General features: G+C 68.3%; 24 protein-coding genes. 15 read left to right on the top strand and 9 right to left on the bottom strand.

Annotation, left to right across the window (positions count from 1 at the left end):
- The coding region (locus tag UK23_RS11935) for a LysR family transcriptional regulator (RefSeq protein WP_045311522.1) at positions 1–230 on the bottom strand (230 nt) is incomplete at its 3' end.
- Positions 231–313: 83 nt separating this feature from the next.
- Here UK23_RS11935 and UK23_RS11940 point away from each other — a divergent pair.
- Complete coding sequence (locus UK23_RS11940) at positions 314–1,561, top strand: MFS transporter (RefSeq protein ID WP_045311523.1); 1,248 nt, start codon at positions 314–316, stop codon at positions 1,559–1,561.
- Here the strand turns inward: UK23_RS11940 and UK23_RS11945 are convergent.
- The gene (locus tag UK23_RS11945; protein ID WP_419503877.1) at positions 1,551–1,973 is read right to left on the bottom strand and encodes a carboxypeptidase regulatory-like domain-containing protein; all 423 of its coding nucleotides are present in this window, start codon (positions 1,971–1,973) and stop codon (positions 1,551–1,553) included. The two genes, UK23_RS11940 and UK23_RS11945, sit on opposite strands and share 11 nt — an antisense overlap.
- A 59-nt stretch (positions 1,974–2,032) precedes the next feature.
- Complete coding sequence (locus UK23_RS11950; protein WP_045311525.1) at positions 2,033–2,638, bottom strand: RNA polymerase sigma factor; 606 nt, start codon at positions 2,636–2,638, stop codon at positions 2,033–2,035.
- A gap of 333 nt (positions 2,639–2,971) precedes the next feature.
- On the opposite strand from UK23_RS11950, the gene UK23_RS11955 reads away from it, so the two are divergent.
- The 5 genes from UK23_RS11955 to UK23_RS11975 all read left to right on the top strand — a co-directional run bounded on the left by UK23_RS11955 (position 2,972) and on the right by UK23_RS11975 (position 8,069).
- Positions 2,972–3,631: a copper homeostasis protein CutC gene (locus UK23_RS11955; RefSeq protein WP_045311526.1), complete on the top strand. Its 660-nt coding sequence runs from the start codon at positions 2,972–2,974 to the stop codon at positions 3,629–3,631.
- Positions 3,632–3,710: 79 nt separating this feature from the next.
- Positions 3,711–4,988 (top strand): extracellular solute-binding protein, encoded by a 1,278-nt coding sequence (locus tag UK23_RS11960; RefSeq protein ID WP_045311527.1) that lies wholly within the window; start codon positions 3,711–3,713, stop codon positions 4,986–4,988.
- 2 nt (positions 4,989–4,990) lie between these two features.
- Positions 4,991–5,875: a carbohydrate ABC transporter permease gene (locus UK23_RS11965; RefSeq protein WP_045311528.1), complete on the top strand. Its 885-nt coding sequence runs from the start codon at positions 4,991–4,993 to the stop codon at positions 5,873–5,875.
- A complete protein-coding gene (locus UK23_RS11970; RefSeq protein ID WP_045311529.1) occupies positions 5,872–6,705 on the top strand; it encodes a carbohydrate ABC transporter permease in 834 nt (277 codons plus the stop codon). Before UK23_RS11965 ends, UK23_RS11970 begins: the two co-directional genes overlap by 4 nt.
- Positions 6,702–8,069, top strand: coding sequence for a beta-N-acetylhexosaminidase (locus tag UK23_RS11975; RefSeq protein WP_052684589.1), 1,368 nt, complete (start codon positions 6,702–6,704; stop codon positions 8,067–8,069). Before UK23_RS11970 ends, UK23_RS11975 begins: the two co-directional genes overlap by 4 nt.
- A gap of 7 nt (positions 8,070–8,076) precedes the next feature.
- Here the strand turns inward: UK23_RS11975 and UK23_RS11980 are convergent, their stop codons facing one another.
- Positions 8,077–8,307, bottom strand: coding sequence for a PspC domain-containing protein (locus UK23_RS11980; RefSeq protein ID WP_045311530.1), 231 nt, complete (start codon positions 8,305–8,307; stop codon positions 8,077–8,079).
- 84 nt (positions 8,308–8,391) lie between these two features.
- Entirely contained in the window at positions 8,392–8,775 is a 384-nt protein-coding gene (locus UK23_RS11985; protein ID WP_045311531.1) for a VOC family protein, read from the bottom strand.
- 31 nt (positions 8,776–8,806) lie between these two features.
- Here UK23_RS11985 and UK23_RS11990 point away from each other — a divergent pair, with 31 nt between their 5' ends.
- From UK23_RS11990 to UK23_RS12025, 8 genes are all read left to right on the top strand, one after another.
- Positions 8,807–9,637: an AAA family ATPase gene (locus UK23_RS11990; RefSeq protein ID WP_045311532.1), complete on the top strand. Its 831-nt coding sequence runs from the start codon at positions 8,807–8,809 to the stop codon at positions 9,635–9,637.
- Positions 9,638–9,648: 11 nt separating this feature from the next.
- Entirely contained in the window at positions 9,649–10,608 is a 960-nt protein-coding gene (locus tag UK23_RS11995; RefSeq protein WP_231114468.1) for a vWA domain-containing protein, read from the top strand.
- Positions 10,601–11,692 (top strand): XdhC family protein, encoded by a 1,092-nt coding sequence (locus tag UK23_RS12000; RefSeq protein WP_045311534.1) that lies wholly within the window; start codon positions 10,601–10,603, stop codon positions 11,690–11,692. The genes UK23_RS11995 and UK23_RS12000 overlap by 8 nt, the downstream gene beginning before the upstream one ends.
- A gap of 81 nt (positions 11,693–11,773) precedes the next feature.
- Entirely contained in the window at positions 11,774–12,307 is a 534-nt protein-coding gene (locus UK23_RS12005; protein ID WP_045311535.1) for a (2Fe-2S)-binding protein, read from the top strand.
- Positions 12,304–14,727 carry a xanthine dehydrogenase family protein molybdopterin-binding subunit gene (locus UK23_RS12010; protein WP_045311536.1) on the top strand — a complete coding sequence of 808 codons (2,424 nt, stop codon included), beginning with the start codon at positions 12,304–12,306 and terminating at the stop codon, positions 14,725–14,727. Before UK23_RS12005 ends, UK23_RS12010 begins: the two co-directional genes overlap by 4 nt.
- Positions 14,724–15,542, top strand: coding sequence for an FAD binding domain-containing protein (locus tag UK23_RS12015; protein ID WP_045311537.1), 819 nt, complete (start codon positions 14,724–14,726; stop codon positions 15,540–15,542). The genes UK23_RS12010 and UK23_RS12015 overlap by 4 nt, the downstream gene beginning before the upstream one ends.
- Positions 15,539–16,135, top strand: coding sequence for an SRPBCC family protein (locus tag UK23_RS12020; RefSeq protein ID WP_045311538.1), 597 nt, complete (start codon positions 15,539–15,541; stop codon positions 16,133–16,135). Before UK23_RS12015 ends, UK23_RS12020 begins: the two co-directional genes overlap by 4 nt.
- Before the next feature lie 5 nt (positions 16,136–16,140).
- Positions 16,141–17,250, top strand: coding sequence for a CapA family protein (locus UK23_RS12025; protein WP_052684590.1), 1,110 nt, complete (start codon positions 16,141–16,143; stop codon positions 17,248–17,250).
- Positions 17,251–17,302: 52 nt separating this feature from the next.
- Here UK23_RS12025 and UK23_RS12030 read toward each other — a convergent pair whose 3' ends face one another.
- Genes UK23_RS12030 through UK23_RS12045 form a run of 4 tightly spaced genes read right to left on the bottom strand, consistent with a single transcriptional unit; the run spans position 17,303 to position 20,729 of the window.
- Positions 17,303–18,229 (bottom strand): o-succinylbenzoate synthase, encoded by a 927-nt coding sequence (locus UK23_RS12030; protein ID WP_045311539.1) that lies wholly within the window; start codon positions 18,227–18,229, stop codon positions 17,303–17,305.
- Between the two features lie 9 nt (positions 18,230–18,238).
- A complete protein-coding gene (locus tag UK23_RS12035; protein WP_156213041.1) occupies positions 18,239–18,682 on the bottom strand; it encodes a GerMN domain-containing protein in 444 nt (147 codons plus the stop codon).
- Positions 18,679–20,052, bottom strand: coding sequence for an ATP-binding protein (locus UK23_RS12040; RefSeq protein ID WP_045311541.1), 1,374 nt, complete (start codon positions 20,050–20,052; stop codon positions 18,679–18,681). The genes UK23_RS12035 and UK23_RS12040 overlap by 4 nt, the downstream gene beginning before the upstream one ends.
- On the bottom strand, positions 20,049–20,729 hold the full coding sequence (locus tag UK23_RS12045) for a response regulator transcription factor (RefSeq protein ID WP_045311542.1): 681 nt from the start codon (positions 20,727–20,729) through the stop codon (positions 20,049–20,051). The genes UK23_RS12040 and UK23_RS12045 overlap by 4 nt, the downstream gene beginning before the upstream one ends.
- A 129-nt stretch (positions 20,730–20,858) precedes the next feature.
- On the opposite strand from UK23_RS12045, the gene UK23_RS12050 reads away from it, so the two are divergent.
- Positions 20,859–22,310 (top strand): trypsin-like serine protease (locus UK23_RS12050; protein ID WP_045311545.1); only part of this gene is annotated, 1,452 nt, incomplete at its 3' end.

The following is a 22,310-nucleotide window of genomic DNA, read 5'->3' on the forward strand; positions in this document are numbered from 1 at the left end:
TGTTCGACACCTGCCACGACGGCGCGGGCGTGCGGGAGGAACGCCCTGCCGTCAGGCGTCAGCTCCACACCGCGCGGGGTGCGGGCGAAGAGGCGAACCTCCAGTTCGCGTTCCAGAGCGGCGATCCGCTTCGAGACGGCCTGCTGGGTCACGCCCAGCTCGTCGGCCGTGCGCTGCACCTGGCCCAGTTCGGCCGCCACGACGAACGAACGCACTGCCTCGGAGTCCACCGAACCACCCTAAGCACGGACAACCGATGGTTGTGGCGCGCCAGGAGGCGGTTGTTTGATCTCGGCTGGAGGCAGCCGCTGGGATCGCAGGCGTGACTTCCGAGTTTCGCTGGCTTTGGTCTGCTTACGCCATCAGCACTTACGGCACGTGGCTCGCGTTCGGGGCGTTTCCGCTCATCGCTGTGCAGGTGCTGCACGTGTCGGCGTTCGAGGTCTCAGTGCTGGAAGCGGCCGGGCCGGCGGTTGCGGCGGTGGTGGCGTTTCCGCTCGGGCCGTGGGCCGAGCGCCGGGCGAAGCGGCCGGTGATGGTGGCGATGGACCTGGTCAGGTTCGTCGCGCTGGTGAGTCTGCCGGTCGCGCATTTCACCGGTCTGCTGTCGTACGGGCAGTTGCTGGGCGTCGCGGTTGTGTGTGGTGCCGCCAACATCGCCTTCAGTGCGACGTCCGGCGCGTACCTGAAGCACTTGGTGCCGAGCGAACAGCTTCTGGTGGCCAGCGGGAGGTTCGAGGCCACCAGTTGGTCGGCTACGGCGGTGGGGCCGCCGCTGGGTGGGGCGTTGATCGGAGTGCTGGGGCCGGTTGTCACCGTGCTCGTCGATGCCGTCAGCTACTTGTTGTCGGCATTCGCGGTTCGGCGCATCCGGGGGAGTGATGTCGCCACGACCGGTGCCGTGAGACCTGGCTTGCTCGCCGGATGGCGGGTCATCCGGCGGGATCGCGTGCTGGTGCGGCTGTTCCTGAACTCGGTGCTCGTCGGCGGCCTGATCATGGCCACGGCGCCGCTCATGGCGGTGTTGCTGCTCGGCCAGTACGGGTTTCCGGCTTGGCAGTACGGGCTGGCGTTCGGCATTCCGGCGCTGGGTGGGCTGGTGGGCGCCCGGTTGTCGTCGCGGCTGGTTCAGCGGTTCGGGCAGCAGCGGGTCATGACTGTGTTCGGGTGGCTGCGGTCGGTCTTTCCGCTCGGGCTCGCGTTCGTGCAGCCCGGCGTTCCCGGGCTGGTCACGGTGATCGTGGTCGAGGGGCTGTTGATCACGTGCATGGGCGTGTTCAACCCGGTCTACGCGACCGAACGCCTGCAACGGACCCCCGCGGGGCAGGCTGCTCAGGTGCTGAGCACCTGGAGTGTCGGCACCAAGCTCGCGCAGGCCTCGTTGATGGTGGTGTGGGGTGTGCTCGCGACGATCACCAGCCCTCTTGCCGCGATCACCATCTCCGGTGTGCTGCTGCTGGGCACCCCGCTGTTGCTGCCGAAACCGCCGAAACCCCAGTACCGGCGCGGTACGCCCCCAAAACAACCCACCGCGCCACGAACAGGCGCCGCTAAAGCATGATCGTCGGTGTCACCACTGTCCGGCCCGGTTCGCCGCTCGCGTTCACCAGGTGCACCAGGATCTGCGTGGTCCCCGCCGGGACGTCGGGCAGTACGAAACGGCCGCCGTCGTCAGCCCGCGTGGTCGACGACTTGTGGTCCGCCACCCGCACCTCGACCGTGTGCTCCCCGGCGGGCACCAGCCACCCGTCGATCCGATGGCGTGAACCCGTCGAGGTGAAGTTCACCATCAGGGTCAGGTTGTCGACGGTGAACGTGATCGTGCCGGTCTGGCCGCCGCGCACGCCCGCGAAGGATCCGGCCCGTTCCCACCTGGCGACTTCCACGTCGAGGGATTCCAGGGCTATCGCGAACTTCACGCGGTCCACCAGGTCTGCCGGTGGCGGGTCCAGTTCGTCGACGAGCCTGTTCAACTCGGAGAGGACGGCGGTGTCCTCAAGGCCCCTGCGGTCGTCGCGCGGGTCGGTCTCGTTCACCGCGATCCTCCTTCCGTCTCCAGGTAGTTGCGCAGCAGTGTCAGGCACAGTCCCCTGGTCGGACCGATGCTGCCGTGGGGCATGGCGAGTGCCTCGGCGACTGCCCGGTACTCAGCGCGCCCCGCGAGCACGGTGAGCCGGAGCAGTTCCTGGCACCTCGAGGTGAGGCGGCCGAACGCGAGCCACAGGCGGCGGTCGCGGTCGTCCATCAGCGTCACGTCCTCGGGCAGGCCGGTGTCGGACTCGAGCTGCTCGGCGTATTCGTCGGACAGGTGCGTCTCGCGCTTGTTGGGTGTCCAGGTTCGGCGTGCTTCACGCCTCGTCGTGACCACCAGGTAGCCGACCAGGGCTTTGGGCTCGTGGATGTTCTCGATGTTCTTCAAGAACGCGAGCCACACCGTCTGCACGACGTCTTCCGCGGCGGCCCTGTCCAGGCCCTGGCCGCGGGCGACGTGCCACAGCAGTGGGGTCAGCTCGTCCACCAGGACGTTCAAAGCGTCGCGGTTGCCTTCGCGCGCGGCAGTCACACACACCGCGTGCCGTTCGGTGCCTTCAAGTCCGTCCCACGGCGGACGGTCATCCGCCGTGTGCAGCTCGTCCACGCAGCACCTCCGATCGGCCGCCCTGTCAGCGCCGTCCGCCAACTCATGAAGGGCTAACTGGGCGGTAGATACAAAATTCACTCGATCGGACCAGTATCACCGCCGCAGCCACCTTCATCTTTCCCTGGGTACGCCAGCGGCCCGTGATTCCCCCTCCGGACCACGGGCCGCCATGGTGGGAGCCCGCGCCAGCCGGCACCCCTCGAACCGGCTGACGCGTGCTCCACGACTGAACAAAGCGCTTACTCAGAAAGAGCGGAACTCAGGCGAGCAGATACAGCTCGGACGCACGAACTCGTTGCGGCGTTCCCACCTGGCGTTATGGTCTAGACCATGCCGATTCTCGAAGTGATCGCACTGACCGCGAAGGACGCCGAGGCCGCCCAGGAGGGTGGCGCGCACCGGCTGGAACTGGTCGCGGACATGGCCTCCGACGGCCTCACGCCCTCGGTCGCCACCTTCAAAGAGGTGCAGCAGGCCGTCGACATTCCTGTCCGCGTGATGCTCAGGGACGCCAAGGGGTTCGCGCCCGGCAACCTCAAGCAACTCCGCCGCCAGGCCTGGGAGCTGCGGGAAGCGGGTGCGACCGAGTTCGTGCTGGGCTTCCTCGACGCCGAGGACGAGATCGACGAAGGGGTCACGCTGAACCTCCTCGCCGAGCTGGAGGGCTGCGCGTGGACGTTCCACCGCGCGCTCGACAACTCCGCCGACGTCTTCCGCTCGTGGGCCATCGTTCAGACGCTTGGCTGCGACACGGTCCTCGCCGCGGGCAGCGCCAAGGGTGTCGACGACGGCATCGAGAACCTGAAGAAACTCGCCGCCCAGTCACCTCCCGCACTCCTCGTCGGTGGCGGTCTGCAGCAACGCCACGTCGCGGAGCTGCTGGCGGCGGGCGTGACGGGCTTCCACGTCGGCAGTGCGGTACGGCCTGACGGGTGGGCCGGACCGGTCTCCGCCGCATCAGTTCGGGAATGGGTCAATCGTCTGGTCTAGACCCTTGACGCAGACCGTTCTACAGTCACGTTGCTTCCTGTGAAATGGCTGTTGCAACATATGCAATGCGGAGGGCGCGATGAGGCTGAAGACACTCGTGGCCGTGCTGGGCGTGGGCGCGGTGGTCGCCTGCGCACCGGTGCAGTCGGGACCGACCAACTCAGGCACGGACGAGAAGACCGGGCAGCTGCGGGTCTGGCTGTTCGACGAGGTCAACCGGGGTCCGAAGGAAGCGGTGGTGAAGGAGGCGATCACCGAGTTCCAGGGCAAGCACAGCGGCGTGACCGTCGACGTCCAGTACATCCAGGTGGCCAGCCGGGCAGAGCGCTTCAAGGCCGCGTTCAGCGACCCGAAGAGCGCGCCGGACGTCGCCGAGTTCGGCAACACCGACCTCGCGGGCTACGTGTCGGCCGGTGGCTTCTCGGAGCTCGACCTCGGATCTTGGAGCGAGTCCAAGGACCTGGTGCCGACGATCCTCGACACGGCGAAGGTCGACGGCAAGACCTACGGCGTGCCGTGGTTCGTCGGCGTCCGTGCGCTGTACTACCGCACTGACGTGTTCACCGAGCTCGGTCTGAAGCCGCCGTCGACGCTCGACGAGATCGCCACGACGGCTCGTGAGATCAGGCAGAAGAAGCCGGACATGCTCGGCATCTCGGCCGGTGGCAAGTACCTGTTCGCCGCGCTGCCGTTCATCTGGGCGCAGGGCGGCGACCTCGCCAAGCAGGACGGCGGCAAGTACACCGCGACCATCGACAGCGCCGAGGCCAAGGCCGGGGTCGCGAAGTACACCGAGCTGATCAAGGACGACATCTGCCCGCCCGCCACCTGTGCCGGCAACGGCGGTGACGCGAGCGTCGAGCAGTTCCGCGCGGGCAAGGCGGCCATGACGATCGGCGGCGACTTCAACCGCAAGTCCGTTGATGCGTCCAGTGCTGCGGGCAAGTACGGAGTGGTGCCGCTGCCAGGCAAGACCGCGGGCTCGATCGCACCCGCGTTCGCCGGCGGCAACCTGCTCGGCGTCCTCAAGGGCACCCAGCGCAAGACGCTCTCCAACGAGTTCGTGCAGCTGCTCGCGTCGAAGAAGTACCAGCAGAAGATGTACACGGCGATGGGCAACCTGCCGACGTTCAGCGACGTGCAGAAGCAGGTCAGCGACTCCGACAAGTTCCTGGAGCCGTTCACGAAGACCCTGCAGGCCGGCACGAAGTTCGTCCCGGTCACGCCCGCGTGGGCGAAGATCGAGGCGCAGACCGTGGTGCCGACGATGATCCAGGAGGTCGTCACCGGCGCGAAGAACGTCGACACGGCCACCGCGGACGCCGCCAAGACGATGAACGCGGCCTTCACGTCGTGAGCATGACGGCAAAAGGCCAGGGGCGGACCGCCTTCGCCTACCTGGTCCCAGCGCTGCTGGTCCTCGGAGGCCTGCTGGCCTACCCGATCTACCAGCTGGTGCTCATCTCGGTCTACGACTACGGCCAGGAACAGGTGAGCGGCGGGGCGCCGCTCGTCTTCCTCGGTCTCGGGAACTACCAGAAGCTGTTGGCGGACCAGCAGTTCTGGACCGTGCTCGGGCAGACCGTCGCGTTCGCGGCGGTCTGCGTGGTCGGCACGTTGCTGGTGGGCGCCTTCCTCGCGATCCTGGCGACCCGCGTCCGGACGTGGGTGCGGATGACGTTGTTCCTGGCGGCGCTCGGCGCGTGGTCCACCCCCGCCGTCGCCGGGTCCACGATCTGGCTGTTCCTGTTCGACGCGAACTTCGGGTTCGTCAACGAGGTGCTGGGCATCCAGGGCTTCTCCTGGACGTTCGACAAGTGGACGGCGTTCGGACTCGTTGCGGCACAGGTGATCTGGTGCTCGTTCCCGTTCGTCATGGTGACGCTCTACGCGGGCATCAAGGCGATTCCTGGTGAGGTGCTGGAGGCCGCGGCGCTCGACGGCGCGTCGGCGTTCCGCACTGCTTGGAGCGTCACCCTGCCGTTGCTGCGGCCGATCATCCTCGTGGTGACGATCCAGTCGATCATCTGGGACTTCAAGGTCTTCACGCAGATCTACGTGATGACAGGAGGCGGTGGCATCGCCGGGCGCAACCTCGTGCTCAACGTCTACGCGTACCAGCAGGCGTTCGCGGCGTCGGAGTACGGGCTGGGCGCGGCGATCGGTGTCGTGATGACCGTGCTGCTGCTGGTGATCACGTTGTTCTACCTGCGGGCGTTGAAGCGGTCCGGGGAGGTCCTGTGAGGCGCTGGATCACCGAGGCGTTCGTCCTCGTCATCGCCGCGGTCGTGGCGTTCCCGTTGTTCTGGATGGTTCTTTCGGCTTTCAAGCCGGAGGACGAGATCATCTCGGCCGACCCGGTGCCGTGGACGACCCGGCCGACGCTGGACAGCTTCACGAGAGCGCTCACCGTCGCGAACTTCGGGCGTTACTTCATGAACAGCGTGATCGTTGCACTGATCGTGGTGGTGCTCAGCATTCTCATCTCGTTCCTGGCCGCCACGGCGTTGACCCGGTTCCGGTTCCGCAGCCGGACGACGTTGCTGATCATGCTGCTGGTCGTGCAGATGGTGCCGGTCGAGGCGTTGACCGTGCCGCTGTTCTTCCTGATGCGGTCGGTCGGCGACTCCGTTCCGGCGTTCGGCCTGAACCACCTGGGATCGCTCGTGCTGGTGCACCTCGCGTTCAGCCTGCCGTTCGCGATCTGGATGTTGCGCGGGTTCGTGGCCGCGGTGCCGGTGGAACTGGAGGAGGCCGCGACCCTGGACGGCGCCTCGCGGTTCCGGTTCCTCTGGCAGGTGCTGTTCCCGCTCGTCGCGCCCGGCCTGGTGGCGACGAGCGTGCTGTCGTTCATCCACGCCTGGAACGACTTCCTGTTCGCCAAGACGTTCATCATCTCGGCCGTGGAGAACCAGACCCTGCCGCTGGCTCTCCAGGTGTTCGTCAAACCCGACCAGAACGATTGGGGCGCGATCATGGCGGGCTCCACCCTGATGACAATCCCTGTGCTGATCTTCTTCATGTTCGTGCAGCGCCGGCTGGTGTCCGGACTGGCCGGGGCGGTGAAGGGATGAACCTGCTGCCCCGTCCGGTGTCCTATGTGGACGGCGGAAGGCTCTGCGCGTACAAGGGCTGGGAGACGGTTCTCGTCGACGGTCCTGCTGGTGGCTATCGGCTGCTCTCGTCCGACGACGGTGTGCTGATCGAGGCGCACGACGCCGCCGGTGAGATGAACGCGCTGCAGACGTTGCGGCAACTGCTGGGAGCTCAGGCTTTCCGGGCGGCGGGGGAGAAGCCCGCCGTCATCCCCGCGTGCGAGATCGTCGACCACCCGCGGTTCGAGTGGCGTGGCGTGATGCTGGACGTGGCGCGGCACTTCCTGCCCAAGCGGGAGGTGCTGCGGTACGTCGAGCTGCTGTCCGTGCACAAGCTCAACGTCCTGCACCTGCACCTGACCGACGACCAGGGCTGGCGCTTCGAGTGCAGGCGCTACCCGAAGCTCACCGAGGTCGGGTCGTGGCGGGAGGACTCGCGGTTCGGCGACCGGCGCTCGGCCGGCCTGAAGGGGCGGCCACACGGCGGTTTCTACACGCAGGACGACCTGCGGGAGATCGTCGAGTACGCCCGGCAGCGGCACATCACGGTGATCCCCGAGATCGACATCCCGGGCCACTCGCAGGCGGCCATCGCGGCGTATCCGGAACTCGGCGTGCACGGCGGCGGAGTCTGGACGGACTGGGGCGTCAACGAACGCGTGCTGAACACCGAGGAGTCCACTGCGGACTTCTACCGCAACGTGTTCGACGAGCTGATGGACGTGTTCCCGAGCGAGATCATCGGGCTCGGCGGTGACGAGGCTCCCGGCCACGACGGCGAGCTCGTGCGCGCGATCGCCCGGCACATCGTGCGGGGCGGCAGACGGCCGTACGGGTGGGACGAGATCCTGGAGTCCGGCCCGTTGGTGGAGGGCACGGTCGTCGCGTCGTGGCGCGGAGTCGAAGGCGGCATCACGGCGATGCGTGCCGGCCACGACGTGGTGATGTGCCCTGAGGAGCACGTTTATCTGGACTACCGGCAGAGCGAGTCGCTGGACGAGCCGATTCCGGTGGGCACGGTGACGACGCTGGAGGACGTCTACGCGTGGGAGCCGGTACCGGCTGAGCTGACTGGCGAGGAGCCTGGCCGGCTGCTGGGGGCGCAGGCGAACATCTGGACCGAGCACCTCGACTCGGCCCGGCGGGTGGACTACGCGGCGTTTCCCCGTCTCGCCGCGTTCGCAGAAGTCGTGTGGTCCCCGCCGGAGAAGGATCCCGGTTTCGTGCGGCGGCTGGCGGAGCACCACCTCCCCAGGCTCGATGCCCTGGGGGTGGAGTACCGACCCCTCAGCGGTCCCCACCCCTGGCAACGACTACCTGGCGTTCCCGGTTTTCCACGGTGATCACGGCTTACACGGCCGCGTCTTCCTCGGGCATGAGGATCCACGCGGCGACGTAGAGGATGGCGCCGGTGCCGAAGCCCAGCAGCGTCGCGGCGACGAGGATGATCCGCAGGATCGCGGCGTCCACGCCGATCATCTTGGCGACACCGCCGCAGACACCGGCGATCATCTTGTCGCTCCGGCTGCGGCGGAGCTTCTTGACCTGGTCAGTGGCGTCGTTGAGAACGTTGTTCGTCATGCCACAAGAGTCGTCGTTCCGACGGCCCCGCACATCGGTGACCACCCGGAACCCGACCCTGATTCGAGGCTCCGGTCCCAGGGTTCAGTCGAGGCAGAACTCGTTGCCCTCGACGTCCTGCATGTTCTGGCACGACTCTTCGACGCCGTCGGCGAGCAGCAACTGCCCGCGCACCGCTCCGAGCGCCTCCAGCCGCACGCACTCGGCCTCGAGCGCGGCCAGGCGCTCCTCGCCCACCAACCCGGTACCGACGCGCACGTCGAGGTGCACGCGGTTCTTGACGACCTTGTCCTCGGGCACGCGCTGGAAGAACAGCCGCGGGCCCACGCCTGATGGATCACTGGCGGCGTACCACGAGTCGTCGTACTCCTTCGGTCCGACGTACCCCAGCACCTCGCACCAGAACTGCCCGACCCGCACGGGTTCCGCGCAGTCGAACGTGATCTGCACCTGCTTGATCGACCCCATGCCCCCACCCTAGAGGCCTACCCTGAGCAGCATGGAGTCCCCTGAGGAACTGGCGTCAGGGCTCGACCGCGCGGGGTACCTGCCGGACGGTGGGATCGCCACGGCGGCGTTCCTCGCGGTCGCGATGGGACGGCCGCTGTTCCTCGAAGGCGAACCCGGCACCGGCAAGACCTCACTCGCCTTGGCGCTGGCCAAGACGCTCGGCGTGCCGTTGATCAGGCTCCAGTGCCACGAGGGCATCGACGCCACGCAGGCGTTGTACGACTGGGACTACCCGCGGCAGCTCATGCACCTGCGGGTCCTCGAAACCCGCGGTGAGGTCGACGAGGCTTCCCTCTACACACGACGGTTCCTGCTGGCGCGGCCGTTGCTGCAGGCGTTGGAGAACGCGCCGTGCGTGCTGCTGGTGGACGAGATCGACCGGGCGGACGACGAGTTCGAGGCGTTCCTGCTCGAGGTGCTGTCGGAGAACGCGGTCAGCATCCCCGAGTTCGGTGAGATCAGGGCCTCGACGCCGCCGCTGACCGTGCTGACCTCGAACCGGACCCGCGAGGTGCACGACGCGTTGAAGCGCCGCTGCCTCTACCACTGGCTGGAGCACCCGTCGCTCGAACGGGAGGTCGCGATCTTGCGCCGCACCCTGCCCGGCCTGGACGAACGGCTTGCGGTGCAGGTCGCGGAGGCCGTGCAGAAGATGCGTGGTCTTGATCTGCTGAAGCCGCCAGGTGTCGCCGAGTCGCTGGACTGGGCGCGGGCACTGCAGGCGCTCGGGCGCACCGAACCGGACGTGGCGACGCTCGGCGCGGTGCTGAAGTACCGGGAGGACGCGGATCGCGTGATCGGGAGCACAATCGTGGGGTGACGGAAGCCTGCGTGGGGTTCACGCGCGTCCTGCGGGGCGCCGGGCTTCCGTGCGGGCCGGACCGCGTGCAGGCGTTTCTGCAGGCCACGGCGCACGTCGACCTGTACTGGGCCGGGCGGCTCACGCTCTGCGCCGACCCGGACGACCTCCCGCGTTACGACGCTGCTTATCGCGCCTACTTCGGCGGCACTCCGCCCCGGCCGCGCGCGACGATCGAGCTCGACTCGGTGACGGTCGGCATCGCGGCTTCCGAGGTGGAAGTGTTGCGCCACAAGGACATCTCCGAGTTCAACGCGGCACCGCTGATTCAGCAGCTGAAACCGCTTCCGCCACGCAGACGGTCGCGCCGGCTGAAGAAGGCCCGCCGCGGCCGCATCGACCTGGCCAGGACGGTTCGCGCGATGATCGAGGTAGGCGGCGAGATCGCGCTGCCACGTCATCGCCGCAGAGGTGTGAAGGCACGCCGTCTGGTGCTGTTGATCGACGTTTCCGGCTCGATGGCCGCGTATTCGGACGCGTTGCTGCGGTTCGCGCACGTCATCGCGCACGCGATGCCCGTCGAGGTGCGCACGATCGGCACCCGGCTCACCCGCGTGACCCGTCAGCTGCGCGAACGTGATGCCGAACGGGCGTTGCGAGCGGCTGGACGGGCCATCCCGGACTACGAAGGCGGCACGCGGCTCGGCGAGGCGCTGCGGCGGTTCAACCAGCAGTGGCGGCAACGGGGTGCGGTGGTCGTGTTGTTCAGCGACGGCTGGGAACGTGGTGACCCGACCCTGCTGGCGAACGAGATGGCGAGGCTGAGACGGGTGAGCCACAAGGTCATCTGGGCCAACCCGCACGCGGGCAAGGCAGGCTACCGACCGGTTCAGCGAGGTGTGGTGGCGGCGCTCCCGCACGTCGACAGGATGGTCGCCGGCCACAGCGTGCACGCGCTGGAGGAACTGCTGAAGGAAGTGCGCCATGCGTGATGTCCTGTACGACCTCGCGGACCGGGTGGCGAACGGCGAGACGGTCGGTGTCGGCACAGTGGTCGCGACCTTCAGTTCGGCACCGCGGCCGGCGGGTGCGGCGATGCTGGTGACGCAGGACGGCGAGGCGGTCGGCAGCGTGTCCGGCGGGTGCGTCGAGGGTGCCGTCTACGACCTGGCGCAGTCCACCGGCGACCCGGTGCTGCAGCGGTACGGGGTGAGCGACGACGACGCGTTCGCGGTGGGGCTGACCTGCGGCGGAATCATCGACATCTACGTGGAGAAGATCAGCTCCGAGACGTTTCCGCAGCTCGGTGAGGTGGTCGAGACGGTCAGGGCCGAGCAACCCGTGGCCGTAGTGACCGTGATCGAGCACCCGGACGGGATCGGCCGGCGCATGGTGATCTGGCCGGACCGGCGATCGGGCAGCCTCGGGTCTGCTCGCATCGACGACGCCGTCACGGACGACGCGCGCGGCTTGCTGGCGTCCGGGCGCAGTGGCGTGCTGCAGTACGGGCCGGACGGTCAGCGGCGTGGCGAGGGCATGAGCGTGTTCGTGAACTCGTTCGAGCCGCCGCCGCGCATGCTGGTGTTCGGAGCGATCGACTTCGCTGCCGCGATGGCTCGTCTTGGTGCGTTCCTCGGCTACCGCGTGACCGTCTGCGATGCCCGGCCGGTGTTCGCGACGCGCAGCCGTTTTCCCGAGGCGGACGAGGTTGTCGTGGCGTGGCCGCACAAGTACCTCGAAGGCGAGGCGTCCAAGCTCGACGAACGCACGGTGATCGCCGTCCTCACGCACGATCCGAAGTTCGACGTGCCGTTGCTGGAAGTCGCGTTGCGACTCAAGGTCGGCTACGTCGGCGCGATGGGATCCCGTCGTACGCACGAAGATCGGCTACAACGGTTGCGGGAAGCGGGTTTGACCGAGAGCGAGCTGGAGGCTTTGGCCTCGCCGATCGGCCTGGATCTGGGTGCCAGGACACCGGAGGAGACCGCGGTGTCGATCGCCGCCGAGATCATTTCCTTGCGGTGGAAGGGATCTGGCCGGCGTTTGGTCGATCTTGGTGAACCGATCCACCACTGATCGGGTTGTTGAACCCGCAGACAGGGAGGAGGCTGAGGTGACCCTCGTCACTAGAAGCCCACCACCCCTGGGAGGGTTTTCATGCACATCTCGGTCAACGTCGACGGAGTGACGTACGCCGACGAGGTCGAACCCCGCCTCCTGCTCGTCCACTACCTGCGGGAGCGTCTGGGCAAGACCGGCACCGTCATCGGCTGCGACACCGGCAACTGCGGGGCCTGCACGGTGCACCTCGACGGCCACAGCGTGAAGTCGTGCCAGATGTTCGCGGTCCAGGCGAACGGGCACGAGGTCACCACGATCGAAGGTCTCGCCCGCGACGGCAAGCTGCACCCGGTGCAGGAGGCGTTCCGCAGCAACCACGCGCTGCAGTGCGGTTTCTGCACGCCCGGCATGATCATGCAGGCGATCGACCTGCTCGCCGACGAGTCGGATCCCGACGACGAGACCGTGCGGAAAGGCCTGGAGGGCAACCTCTGCCGCTGCACGGGCTACCAGAACATCGTCCGCGCGGTGCAGGACGCCGCCCAGCGGATGAAGCCGGGCGCCGGTCCGAAGATCGAGCAGCACAGCGATGAGCACGTCGGTTCGAGGCAACCGGTAGGTGGCGAATGACCGCCACCGCCGAGCCGGAAGTGGGCAAAGCCCGGCTCCGCAAGGAAGACGCGCGTCTGATCACCGGTCAGACCAAGTGGACCGACAACCTCCAGCTCACGGGCATGCTGCACATGGCGGTGCTGCGCAGTCCCGTCGCACACGCCCGCATTCGCAGCATCGACTGCAGCCGCGCGACCGCGATGCCCGGCGTGGCGATCGTCCTGACCGGTGAGGACTTGGCTGCCGAGCAGGGTTCTCTGCCTTGCGCGTGGCCGATCACCGAGGACATGTTGGCTCCGGCCGCACCCGCGCTGGCCGTGGACCAGGTCAACTTCGCCGGCGAGGCCGTTGCGCTGGTGATCGCCGACAACGCGTATCGCGCGGCGGACGCGCTGGCCGCGATCGACGTCGACTACGACGAGCTGCCGGTCGTGCTCGACCTGGAAGAAGCCCTTCAGGACAACGATCTCGTGCATCCGGACCTCGGCACGAACAAGTCCGCGACCTGGATCTTCGACTCGGCGGAGGCGGGCAGCGGCACGAACGTCGAGGACGAGATCGCGTCGGCGGAAGTGGTGCTGGAGCGGACGTTCCGGCAGCAGCGGCTGATCCCGTCCTTCATGGAACCGCGTTCGGTCGTCGTGGACCCGAGCGCCGACATGTTCACCATCTGGTCCGCCACGCAGATCCCGCACATCCTGCGGTGGATGTTGGCGGCCGTCTCCGGCATCGCCGAGCACCGGATCCGCGTGATCGCACCGGACGTCGGCGGCGGGTTCGGCGGCAAGCTCCAGGTCACGCCGGAAGAGCTGCTGTGCCTGCTGGTGGCACGGCGGATGGGCCGCCCGGTGAAGTGGACCGAGTCGCGCACCGAGTCGATGCTGTCCGGGCACCACGGCCGCGACCAGATCCAGAAGATCACGCTGTCCGCCCGCCGCGACGGCATGGTGACCGGGCTGAAGGTCGAGCTGCTCGCCGACATGGGCGCGTACCTGCGGCTGGTCACGCCGGGCATCCCGATCCTCGGCGCGTTCATGTTCAACGCGATCTACAAGTTCGCGGCCTACCGGTTCGTGTGCACCAACGTGTTCACGAACAAGGTGCCCACGGACGCGTATCGCGGTGCCGGGCGCCCCGAGGCCACGTTCGCGATCGAGCGGATGATGGACGAGCTCGCGGTCGAGCTGGGCCGGGACCCGATGGAGCTGCGGCAGCAGAACTGGATCAAGCACGACGAGTTCCCGTTCAGCACGGTCGCCGGGCTCACCTACGACTCCGGCAACTACGAGGCCGCGACGGACCGGGCGATGGAGCTGTTCGACTACTCGGCGCTGCGCGAGGAGCAGGCCCGTCGTCGTTCTTCCCGGGATCCTGTGCAGGTCGGGATCGGAATCTCCACCTACACCGAGATGTGCGGGCTGGCGCCGTCCCGCGTGCTGGGTGCTTTGCGTTATGCCGCAGGTGGTTGGGAGAGCGCGTCGATTCGCATGCTGCCCACCGGCAAGGTCGAGGTGATCACCGGAACCTCGCCGCACGGCCAGGGCCACGAGACGGTGTGGTCGCAGATCGTCGCCGACCGGCTGGGTGTGCCGTTCGAGGACGTCGAGGTGCTGCACGGCGACACGGCGTCGTCACATCGCGGCATGGACTCGTACGGGTCACGGTCTTTGGCTGTCGGCGGCACGGCTCTGGTGCACGCGGCGGACAAGGTGCTCGCCAAGGCACGGCGGCTCGCCGCGCACATGATGGAGTGCGACGAGGCGGACGTGGAGTTCGCGACCGGGTCGTTCTCCGTTCGTGGCACCTCGACGGTTCGTTCGCTGGGTGACGTCGTGCTGGCCGCGCACGTGGCGCACGATCTGCCAGAGGGCATGGAACCCGGGCTGGACGCCGACGCCACGTTCGACCCCGACAACTTCTCGTTCCCGCACGGAACTCATTTGTGCGCAACGGAAGTCGACACGCAGACCGGCATGGTCCGCATCCGCTCTTACGTGGCGGTGGACGATGTCGGAACGGTCGTGAACCCGTTGATCGTCGACGGTCAGGTGCATGGCGGACTGGCGCAGGGCATCGCGCAGGCGTTGTACGAAGAGGCGATCCACGACGAGACGGGCACGCTGACGACGGCCACGTTCGCGGACTACCTGGTGCCTTCCGCGGCGGACCTGCCGGCGTTCATGACGGCTCGGACCGCTACTCCGGCGACGTCGAACCCGTTGGGAGTCAAGGGTGTCGGAGAAGCCGGCACGATCGCCTCGACGCCGGCGGTGGTGAACAGCGTGCTGGATGCCGTGCGGCACCTGGGTGTTCGCGACATCGAGATGCCGTTGTCGCCTGAACGCGTGTGGACCGCGTTGCGAGGTGGCGCGGCGGAGGCGTCGACGCCCGCCGCGGGTGGGCTCGGCTCCATCGACTCTCAGGGAGGTCAGTCGTGATCCCGGCGGAGTTCAGGTACCTGTGTCCGTCCACTGTGGATGAAGCAGTGCGGATGCTCGTCGAGGAGGGCGAGGACGCCAAGGTCATCGCGGGCGGGCAGTCGCTCGTGCCGGTGCTGCGCATGCGGCTGGCGGCGCCGACGGCGTTGATCGACATCGGCGGGCTGACCGAGCTGACGGGCGTGCGAGACGACGGCGACTCGTTGCTCATCGGTGCGATGACCACGCACTACGAGGTGCAGCGCGACCACCTGATCCACGACCACGCGTTGCTGTTGAAGCTGGTCACGGACACCGTGGCTGATCCGCAGGTCCGGCACCGCGGCACGTTCGGCGGATCGCTGTGCCACGCGGATCCGGCCGGCGACCTGCTGGCTCCTGCGCTGGCTCTGGACGCGGTGATGATCATCGCCGGTCCTGGTGGCCGTCGTGAGGTGCCCGCGTCGGAGTTCTTCGTCGGCTACTTCGAGACGGCGCTGGCTCCTGACGAGATCCTGATCGATGTCAGGGTGCCGAAATACACTGGTTGGGGAGCGCACTACGAGAAGCTCAACCGGGTCGCGCAGGCGTGGTCGATCGTCGCGGTCGCGGCGGCGGTGCAGATCAGTGGCGGCACGATCGCCGCTGCTCGGGTCGGTCTCACGAATGTGGGGTCGGGCCCGGTGCGGGCGGTGGACGTCGAGTCCGCGCTCGTGGGGCAGCCCGTGTCGGCGATCTCCGACGCTGCTCTGCTGGCGTCGTCCGGTGACGGCTACAAGGACAACCTGGCTCGGGTGCTGACCGACCGCGCGCTGACGGCGGCGGTAGCGGGATGAAGCTGACGCACTCGTTCACCGCGCCTGCCCCGGCCGAGGAGGTCTGGGAGGCGTTGCTCGACCCGGAACGCGTGGCGCCGTGCCTGCCGGGCGCCACGCTGACCTCGGTCGACGGCAAGACGTTCAGCGGGGAGGTCAAGGTCAAGCTCGGCCCGGTGCAGCTGCTGTACCGGGGCACCGGCGAGTTCGTGGAGATCGACCCGGTGCTGCGCCGCGCGGTCATGAAGGCCGCGGGGAAGGACACGCGCGGCAACGGCACGGCGTCCGCTGTTGTCACGTTCCAAGTGGGTGACACGGTCGAGGTCGAGACCGATTTGTCGGTGACGGGCCGTCCGGCTCAGCTCGGTCGCGGCCTGATCTCCGAGGTCAGCGGCAAGCTCGTCGACCAGTTCGCGGAATGCCTGGCGAGCACGCTGGGTTCAGTGGATCCTGACGAGGTGGCGCAACAGCAGCATCTCCGCGTGGTCCCCGACGAGCCGATCGACCTGATCGACACCGCAGGCGTACCGGTACTCAAGCGCGTCCTACCCGTCGCGGCCGCAGTGGCGGCCGTCGTGCTGTTCGTGGTCCTGCGACGCAGGCGGCAACGCTGAAGCGTGTGGTCCGGTGGCCGGCATTCGCGCTGGTCACCGGCCTTGCGCTGGCCGCGTGCACGGGCTCGCCCGTCGTCGTCACGTCGCCACCGGCTCCTTCGTCGACGTCTTCCGGCCCGCCGCCGCCGCGTTCGTTCACGCTGACTGCGGGCGGCGACATCCTGATCCACCCGGCGCTGACCGACCAGGCCGTCGCCGACGGAGGCGCAGCGGGCCGCGACTACCTGCCTCTGCTGTCCGGCATCAAGGACACTCTTAAGGCTGATCTTTCGCTGTGCCACCTCGAGATCCCGCTGGGCACCAAAGAGGGTCCGTTCTTCGGCTACCCGGCTTTCATCGCGCCGCCCGAGGTCGCGAAAGGCCTGGTCGACGTGGGCTACGACTCGTGCTCGACCGCCTCGAACCACACGCTGGACCGGGGCGTCGGCGCGATCCAGACGACGTTGGACGCGATGGACGCCGTCGGTCTCAAACACACCGGCTCGTTCCGCACGCCAGAGGAGTCAGCCGCGCCGCTGATCCTGGACGCGGGCGGAGTTCGCGTGGCCCAGCTGTCGTTCACCTACGGCTTCAACGGCATCCCGCTGCCCCAGCCGTGGCGCGCGAACCAGATCAACGTCGCCAAGATCCTCGCCGACGCCCGTGCCGCCCGTGCGGCCGGCGCCGAGGTCGTCGTGCTGTCCGTGCACTGGGGCAACGAGTACCAGCACGAGGCGACCGAGGAGCAGAAGTCGCTGGCCCGTCAGTTGCTCGCCGATCCGGCTCTGGACCTGATCATCGGCACGCACGTCCACGTGGTGCAGCCGTGGGAGAAGATCGGCAAGAAGTGGGTCATCTACGGGCTGGGCAACGAGGTGGCCCGGCACTCCGAGCCTCGTGGCGTCACCGAGGAAGGCGTGATCGGCCGGTTCAAGTTCGAGCAGGGGCCGGAGGGATGGAACGTCGTCGAGGCGTCCTACACGCCGACGCTGGTCGAACTGGGGCCGCCGATCCGGCTGGTGGACCTGACTCGGGTGCCTGCCAACGCGCGGCGGACCGAGGCGATCAACCGGACCGAGGGCGTGGTGTTCAGCCTGGGTGCGAACGGGCAGGGGCTGTCGCGGGCCAAGCCTTGACCACTCGAACGGTGTCGCGATGGCACCGGTGTGAACGGCCGAGCCGGTCAGCTCACAGGTCGACCTTGGCGAGCACTCGCTCGTACCTGCGGATCCAGGCGTCGTCGCCGCTCTCGAACTCGGCGATGCGGTCGGGTTGTGGCGCCTTGGTGAGCACCGGCAGGTAGCCGTCGACCGGGGTGAGCGAGTCGCTCGTGACATCGCCGTCCAGAAGCTGGAGCGTGGCGAGCCCGCACGCGTAGCCGAGCTGCGGGAGTGCAGCCGCCAGCGCGACTCCAGCCGCCATCCCCACGGACGTCTCCAGCGCCGACGACACCACGCACGGCAGTCCGCACGCCTCGGCCACTTCGAGGGCCTTCCGCACCCCTCCGAGCGGCGCCACCTTGATCACCGCGATGTCCGCGGCACCCGACACCGCCACCTTCAGCGGGTCCTCGGCCTTGCGGATCGACTCGTCCGCGGCGATCGGCACGGTGACTTTTCGCCGGACTGCAGCGAGTTCTTCCAGCGTGTGGCACGGCTGTTCCACGTACTGGAGCCCGCCCGCAGCCTTGTCCATGGCCTTGATCGCCGTGACGGCCGTGTCGACGTCCCACATCATGTTCGCGTCCACCCGCACGAACCCACCTGGTCCAAGCGCATCCCGCACCGCTTCGAGCCGCGCGCAGTCCTCAGCCAGCGTCGACTCGGCCACCTTCACCTTGGCCGTCGAACAGCCCGACCGCGCGACGATCTCGTGAGCCTTTTCCGCGCTCACCACCGGAACCGTGCAGTTGACCGGGATACGTGAGCGGACCGGTGCGGGCCAGCCGTCGTTGGCGGCTTCGAGCGCGCACGCCAGCCAAGCCGCGGATTCGGCGTCGTCGTACTCCTCGAACGGGCAGAACTCGCCCCACCCGGCGGGCCCCTCGAACAGCAGGCCGGTGCGCTGGGTGATGCCGCGGAACCGGGCCCGCATCGGGATGGAGTAGACGTGCACGGCGTCGATTCAAGCGCACTTGATGAACTCGAGCGAATGGCCGCCGCCCCGCAGGTTGACGGTGCCGACGGCTTGGATGCCGAGCAGCGTGCACACGATCTGCTGCACGGCGGCCTTGCTGAGCAGCGAGACGTCGGTGGAGATCGACACGTCCAGCCCGTTGGCCACGCGGTCGACGGTGGCAGGGGCGGCGTCGAACGGGACCTCGGTGGTGAGGCCGCGGTTCTGCTCGGCAGCGGTGGGGCCCTGGGCGAGCAGGGCGACGACGTCGTAGCCGCTCAGGCTGCCCTGGGGGCGGTTGACGGCGACGACGCGGCCCTCGGACACCCAGTAGAGCGCGGGCGAGGTGTTCTCGACGGGACCGCTCGGCGCCTCCAGACCGGGAATGGGGTCGGTCGGCCGGATCCCGCACGCGGAGACCACGACGAGCAACAACAGCATCCAGAGCCTCACCGGTCACCACCCAGCGGCAGCCGCAAAGTGAACAACGCGCCGCCACCCGGCCGGTTCGCCGCGGTCAGGGTGCCCCCGTGCAGCCGGGCGTTCTCCCAGGCGATCGCGAGCCCCAGCCCCGACCCCTCGGACCGCCCGCGCGCCGAGTCGGCCTTGTAGAAGCGCGCGAACACGTGCGGCAGCACGTCGGCGGAAAGCCCCGGCCCCGAGTCGGCCACCACGATCACCAGCGACGACCCCTCCACGTACAGCGTCACCGTCACCGGCTGCGCACCGTGCCGCAGAGCGTTGCCGACCAGGTTCGCCACGATCACGTCCAGCCGTCGCGGATCCAGTTGAGCCCGCACACCGGCCGGCAGCGACTCCGACACCTCGAACCCGCGCATCCGCAGCGTCCGCGACACCACCTCGGCCACGTCGACGTCGTCCAGCGCCAACGCCGCCGTTCCCGAGTCGAACCGGGTGACCTCGATCAGGTCGTTGACCAGCCGGGTCAGGTTCGACGTCTCGCGGTTCACCAGCCGCGCGGCCTGACCGGCCACACCGGGCAGAGAAGCGGTTTCGGCGTCCAGCACGTCCGTCACCGCGGTCATCGCGGCCAACGGAGTCCGCAGCTCGTGCGACACGTCAGCCACGAACCGCCGCGCATCAGCCTCCATCCGCCGCAGCTCACCGACGTGGTGCTCCAAAGAAGAAGCAGTGGTGTTGAAGGTCGTCGCCACGGCGGCCAGCTCGTCGCGTCCCCTCACCGGCACCCGCACGGCGAGATCGCCCTGGCCGAGCCGGAAAGCCGCCATCCGCAGCTCGCGAACAGGCCGCAGCACCCCGCGCGCCGCGAAGAAGGCCATCCCCAAAGCCAGAACCAGCCCGGCGCCGCCGATCAGCCACGCGTTCAGCGCCAGTTCGTCGACGACCTCGATCTCCGAGGTGAACGGCCGCAGCACCCACACCTCGATCCCCGAGGCGCCGCCACCGGAGATCCGCATCTGCATGCCAACGACCAGCCAGACACCGCCGTGATAAGCCACCCGCTGCCAGCCCACCTGCCCGGACGACACGAGCCCACGCAGCTCCGGCGTGATCACCGACTCCTCCATCGAGCCCGCGGACACACCTGGAGCCCGAACGAGCGCCATCCCCTCGCGACCGGACACCTTGCCGGCGATCCGCTCCAGCGAGGCGGCGTCAGGCGCACGAGCCGGCAAGGGGTACAGCTGCTCCACGCGGCTGGTCGTCTCGATCACGGCGTTGTCCTGGGCCCGCTGCACGATCGCGTCACGCGCCCGCACGTACCCGGCGCCCGACACCGCCACGGCGGTGACGATGCTCAGGAACGCGAAGGCGAGCAGCAGCCGGAGTCGCAGGGTCACAGCGGCCCGAAGCGGTAGCCGAAGCCCCGCACGGTCTGGATGTACACCGGAGCGGCCGGGTCGTTCTCGATCTTCGAGCGCAGCCGCTGCACGCACGCGTCGACCAGCCGCGAGTCGCCGAGATAGCCCTGGTCCCACACGGACTCCAGCAACTGCTGCCGCGACATCACCCGACCGGGCGACGAAGAAAGCTCCAGCAGCAGCCGCAGTTCGGTCGGCGCCAGCGACACCGGACGGCCGAGCCGCGTCACCACGAGCCCGTCGCGGTCGATCGTCAGGTCGCCGTAGCGCTCGGCCACGACCTCGGGAGCCGAGACGGAAGACCGCCGCAGCACCGCCCGGATGCGCGCCTCGAGCACGCGGGCCTGGGCCGGTTTGGCCACGTAGTCGTCAGCACCGGCCTCCAGACCGGCCACCACGTCGATGTCGTCGTTGCGCGCGGTCAGCATGATGATCGGGAGGTCGCCGGAAGCCCGGATCCGCCGGCACACCTCGAACCCGTCGACACCCGGCAGCATCAGGTCCAGCACGACGACGTCCGGCGCGACGCTCATCAGCAGTTCGAGGCCCTCCTCGCCCGTGCGCACCGCGTCCACGGTGTGTCCCTGGTAGGTCAGGGCGAGCGACAGTCCCTCGCGGACCGCCTCGTCGTCCTCGATCAGCAGTACGCGCGGCATGACCTCCAGCCTTCCCGACGGGTCTCATGAGGACGTTCTTGCCACGTCATCGTTGCGTAACGACCGCCCGTGCGCAGTTGTTGCACAGCCATGATCGAGCGCGGACACGGGTCCGAAAGCCTCGTCCACATGCGAAAAGTGCTCTTGACGGCGACCGTCGCGGTGACCGCGATGATCACCTCCGTCACTCCTGCCCTGGCCATTCGCGGCGGCGTCGAAGCTCCCCAGCCCTACCCGTTCTCGGGCTCGTTGCAGCGGCCGGACTCACCGCGCGAGGACGGCCACACCTGCGGCGTCACGCTGATCGCCCCGAACTGGGCTGTCACGGCGGGCCACTGCACCAAGAACAACCCCACCGGCGCGCAGGTCGGCCGGCCGAAGAACTGGACAGTGCGGCTCGGCACCACGGACGCGGGCAGCGGCGGCGAGGTGATCGCGGTCGAGCGGTTCATCACCTACTCGCAGTACCCGGTCCAGGACGGTGACATCGGCCTGCTGAAGCTGAAGCAGCCCGCGAAGGCCAAGCCGGTCGCACTGCCGGCCGCACGTCCCGCCGACGGCACCAGCACCCGGATCCTCGGCTGGGGCATGACCTGCAACAAACGACTGCCCGAGTGCTACCCGAAGAAGCTGCGCGAGGCCGACACCGTGATCCAGCCCGCCGTGCAGTGCGAGCGCAGCGGAATCAAGGAAGAGCGCGAGCTGTGCGTCGGAGCCCAGGACGGCAGCGTCGCCGCCACGAACATGGACTCCGGCGGGCCCGGCCTCGTCCGCGACGGCGACCGCTGGGTCATCGCCGGGATCGTCAGCGGCAGCAACGGTGACGACCAGCCCGTCCTCTACACGGACATCAACCACTTCAAGGGCTGGATCAACGACGTCGTCACCGGCAAGATCGACCCGCCGGACACCCCGGTGCCGAACCTCGAAGGCGCCGCGTCGCTCGCGGGTGTCTGCTCGGCGTCCGTGGTGAAGACCAACAACACCAAGTACAACGACCAGGCGCTCCTGCTCACCAACGGCCACTGCGTCCCGGAACGCCCGGCCCCCGGCCAGACGCTGAAAGAGGTCGCCATCGCGGTCCCGGTGACCATCGGCGACCGCCAGGGCTACCTCCAGGCCAAGGCGAACACGACCCACCTGGTCTACGCGACCATGACCGGCACGGACACCGCGCTCTACCGCCTCGACAAGACCTACGCGCAGTTGCAGGCCAAGGGCGTGAAGATCTTCAAGCTGGCCGAGCGGAGTGCCAAGCCGGGTGAACGCGTCGACATCATCTCGTCGGGCAACGGCGACCGCTTCAAGTGCACGATCGAGGCCGTGGTCCCGCATCTGCGCGAAGAGGGCTACACGCAGGACAACGCCTACCGCTACGACAAGGACTGCAAGCCCTCGCACGGCGGTTCCGGCTCACCGATCGTGCTCAAGGACGGCGTCACGGTCGTCGGCGTGCACAGCACCGGCAACGACAGCGGCGAGCAGTGCACCGCCAACAACCCCTGCGAGGTCGCGGCGGACGGCACGGTGACCGTGCACCAGGGCGCCCGCTACGGCCAGCAGATCACGCACCTAGTAGTA

This window comes from Lentzea aerocolonigenes, from assembly GCF_000955955.1.
Lineage (GTDB): Bacteria > Actinomycetota > Actinomycetes > Mycobacteriales > Pseudonocardiaceae > Lentzea > Lentzea aerocolonigenes_A.